Origin of the sequence: Lapillicoccus sp., assembly GCF_025353065.1 — a bacterium.
Lineage (GTDB): Bacteria > Actinomycetota > Actinomycetes > Actinomycetales > Dermatophilaceae > Lapillicoccus.
In genome coordinates this window covers 1-2,924 of record NZ_JANXRJ010000237.1, presented here as the reverse complement: position 1 = coordinate 2,924, position 2,924 = coordinate 1, and the positions used below count along the sequence as shown (strand labels likewise).

Below are 2,924 nucleotides of genomic sequence, written 5' to 3'. Positions count from 1 at the left end.
GGGCCGGCGAAACCCCTGATCTGCCGCCGCCGCGTCCTGCTCCGTCAGGACCCGAGCATCGCTGACGTCATCAGCTGAGGCTGCGCAGTCTGCGGAACGGCGGCCGGCGCCGCCGCGAAGGGCTGGATGCTCCGTGCGCACGCGGACGAGGTAGCGCGCCACCGCCTCGTCGGCGCAGGTGCTCTTGCCGAGGATGGTGTAGCCGTAGCCCTCGACGGTGACCATTCGCCCGTCGGGGAACAGATCGGCGAACGGGCGGGTGAAGGAGTAGGGGGTCGCGGGGTCGTATCGCGTGCCGATCACCATGATCGGTCGTGTCGTGGACTGCGTCCACGGGCCGCGATAGGCGTCGGTGTCCGGGACGCCGAGGGTGGCGCACTCGAGGCCGGTCCAGGCGCGGAAGCGGCCGAAGTCGGCGGCCCTCCTGTCCTCGGCGTCGGCGAGCCGCTGGAAGCCGGATGGCGCGAGCGGCGAGGTGGCGTCGACACAGGTGCTCGCGATGCTGCCCCCGATGGACGCCTAGTCCGTCCGCCGGGCCCGCTCCACCTGAGCGAGCGCCTCGGGGACGGCGGCCGGCGGCGCGCCGTCACCGCCGCGCGCGAGGTAGGCCAGCGTAGTCGCCAGGCTCTGCCAGCCGGTCGGGCTGTACATGAACTGGAAAGCGATGGCGACGGCCTGGGGGTATCCCACCGAGACGATCGTCCCGCCACCGACGTCGATCGGGACCGGCTTTTTCTTCAGCGACTCGAACAGCTGCTTCACCACTGTGCCCGGACGGCCGAGCTCGTTGAGGGCGCAACCGGATTCGGCCTCCTGACACCGGGCCAGGAACTGCTGGAAGACCTCCGCGCTCGCCGGCCCCTGCTGCGTCCGCGCGCCGACAGGGCGCTGGTCGCCGTCCGACCCGGAGTATGCCGCGGGGTCGAGGGTGCCGTCGAGGACCATCTTGCCCACGTTCTGGGGGAACAGCCGTCCGCAGGTCGCGCCGAGGAACGTCCCGTAGGAGTAGCCGACATAGCTGAGCTGCCGGTCCCCGACGGCTTGGCGCAGCAGGTCCATGTCGCGAGCGACATTGGCCGTGGAGGAGTGCGCGATCCGGGCGCCGGACGTCTGTCGGCAGCTGGCCGTCAGGGCGGCGTCGAGAGGCAGGAACGCCCGGGCGTCGGCGGCCGTGACGGGAAAGGCGGTGAACCTGGACAGCGCTTCCTGCTCCGCAGCGGCGGTGGGATAGCACGTGACCGGGTCCGACGCGCCGACCCCACGCGGGTCGAAACCGATGATGTCGTAGCGCGCCCGGACCGTCGCGGTGTAGGCCGTCCGGCCGACGGCCTGGACGAAGTCGACCCCGGACCCACCCGGGCCGCCCGGATTGGTGAAGAGGCTGCCGATCCTCGCCCCTGGGCCGGTGGCAGGCAGCTTGGTCAGCGCGATCGTCGTGGTCGCTCCCCGCGGGGTGTCGTAGTCGGTGGGCACCTCGGCTGTCGTACAGAGGAAGCCGGGGTGCGCGGGTCCACAGGCCTTCCAGTTCAGCCGGGGCACAGGTGGTTTCGCGGCCCCGACATCGGCGGCCGTGGCGGGGGTGCCGGTGGCGACGGCCAAGGGTCCCAGCAGCCCGATCAGGCCGAGGGTGACGGTGGTCAGACGGGTGGCGAGCTTCATCGCAGGACATCTCCAGGTGTCTCGGGTGGTGGGACGCCTCCGACGCTAGGTCGCACAGCAGCGGGCCGCCTCCGCCCAGCGGGGGAGCGGGACCTGGTCGTGGCGCGCCTATCGGGACAGAACGGGAGCGGTGGTCCACCTGTGGTGGGAGAGGGACGTCGTACTGTGGCGGGGCGGGACGACGAGGTGGATGCGAGGAAGACGAATGAGGGCACCACAGCTGGAGCCGGCGGCCGGGCTGCCGAGCCGGGTGACGATCTACGAGGTCGGCGCGCGGGACGGCCTGCAGAACGAGAAGACCGTGGTGCCGACCGCGACCAAGGTCGAGTTCATCCACCGGCTCGTCCGGGCCGGGCTGCCCGTCGTCGAGACCACGTCCTTCGTCCCACCCTCGTGGATCCCGCAGCTCGCCGACGCCTCGGAGGTGCTGGCCGGTCTCGGGCCCGACGGGCTGGGGCCGGGGCGACCGGTGCTCGTGCCCAACGAGAAGGGCCTCGACCGCGCCCTCGAGGCGGGGGTCGGGGCCATCGCGATCTTCGGTAGCGCGACGGAGACGTTTGCGAGGCGCAACCTCAACCGCAGCGTGGCGGAGTCGGTGGAGATGTTCACGCCGGTCGTTGCGAGGGCCCGCGGGGCCGGGCTCTGGGTCCGGGCCTACGTCTCGATGTGCTTCGGCGACCCGTGGGAGGGCGACGTGCCGGTCGACCAGGTCGTCGACGTCGCCCTCCGGCTGATGGACCTCGGCTGTGACCAGCTCAGCCTCGGCGACACCATCGGGGTCGCCACCACCGGCCAGGTCCACCGACTGCTGGAAGCGTTGGACGACAAAGGAATCGGGCCCGATCGGATCGGGGTGCACTTCCACGACACCTACGGGCAGGCGCTCGCCAACACGATGGCTGCTCTCGCCGACGGCGTGGCCGTCGTCGACGCCTCGACCGGGGGCCTCGGCGGCTGCCCCTACGCGAAGAGCGCGACCGGAAACCTCGCGACGGAGGACCTCGTCTGGGCCCTCCACGGCGCCGGCGTCGAGACCGGTGTCGACCTGGAGGCGCTCGTGGCGACCAGCGTCTGGATGGCGCAGCAGCTCGGCCGCCCGTCACCGTCGCGGGTCGTGACCGCGCTCGCTGACGCTGACGCCTGAGCCCCCTGCCCTTTATCGGGTGACCCGATAAAGGGACGGTCCCCGGGGGAACGGTTCTCAGGCAGAGCGCGCCTTTATCGGGTGACCCGACAAAGGGATGGCCCGCAGCAGCCTCAGGCGG

The 2,924-nt window shown here is 71.6% G+C and carries 3 protein-coding genes and 1 pseudogene; 2 read left to right on the top strand and 2 right to left on the bottom strand.

Annotated features, from left to right (window positions below; genetic code table 11):
- Nucleotides 1–351, bottom strand: a pseudogene (locus Q0R63_RS17740) (alpha/beta hydrolase); the annotation flags it as partial.
- Between the two features lie 19 nt (nucleotides 352–370).
- On the opposite strand from Q0R63_RS17740, the gene Q0R63_RS17735 reads away from it, so the two are divergent.
- The gene (locus tag Q0R63_RS17735; protein WP_295700266.1) at nucleotides 371–523 is read left to right on the top strand and encodes a hypothetical protein; all 153 of its coding nucleotides are present in this window, start codon (nucleotides 371–373) and stop codon (nucleotides 521–523) included.
- Here the strand turns inward: Q0R63_RS17735 and Q0R63_RS17730 are convergent.
- Nucleotides 520–1,659 (bottom strand): alpha/beta hydrolase, encoded by a 1,140-nt coding sequence (locus Q0R63_RS17730; RefSeq protein ID WP_295700264.1) that lies wholly within the window; start codon nucleotides 1,657–1,659, stop codon nucleotides 520–522. The two genes, Q0R63_RS17735 and Q0R63_RS17730, sit on opposite strands and share 4 nt — an antisense overlap.
- A 205-nt stretch (nucleotides 1,660–1,864) precedes the next feature.
- Between Q0R63_RS17730 and Q0R63_RS17725 the strand changes: the two genes are divergently transcribed.
- Nucleotides 1,865–2,803 carry a hydroxymethylglutaryl-CoA lyase gene (locus tag Q0R63_RS17725; RefSeq protein ID WP_295700260.1) on the top strand — a complete coding sequence of 313 codons (939 nt, stop codon included), beginning with the start codon at nucleotides 1,865–1,867 and terminating at the stop codon, nucleotides 2,801–2,803.
- Nucleotides 2,804–2,924 lie beyond the last annotated feature (121 nt).